This window comes from Brevibacterium sp. SIMBA_078 (genome assembly GCF_046534565.1).
Classification (GTDB): domain Bacteria; phylum Actinomycetota; class Actinomycetes; order Actinomycetales; family Brevibacteriaceae; genus Brevibacterium.
In genome coordinates this window covers 1-372 of record NZ_JAWRYQ010000055.1, presented here as the reverse complement: position 1 = coordinate 372, position 372 = coordinate 1, and the positions used below count along the sequence as shown (strand labels likewise).

The window sequence follows — 372 nt, the reverse complement described above, 5'->3', positions numbered from 1 at the left end:
ATTACGATACGGTATCTCAGGTGCTTTCTGTTCTATCTTACCTATATACAAGAATCTTGAGAAAGCATCATCACAGTCTTTATTCAAACTCTTGTATATCTCACCATAAATAGATTTTGAATACCTAGCTGCTCTTAGTCCTTGTAAATCATTTAATGCTGCTGTGGCATATCTTGGGAATGATTTAGGTATCGTCTTTCTACAATCAGCTATTACATAAAAATGAATATGCAGGAAAGGTAATTTGTTATCTGTTTTTTGCCATACAGAACTACCAACCTTGTAAGCATCTGAGTCGCCGTTTATCTCTTTCTGAGTTGTATATTTAAATTCAATAGAATAGGCAATGACTGTGTCAGGACATAACTGCTC

General features: G+C 34.7%; 1 protein-coding gene. It reads right to left on the bottom strand.

Annotation, left to right across the window (positions count from 1 at the left end; translation table 11 throughout):
• Window positions 1–372, bottom strand: a 372-nt coding sequence (locus tag SB749_RS18835) for a hypothetical protein (protein ID WP_410711643.1), incomplete at both ends; no start/stop codon positions are given.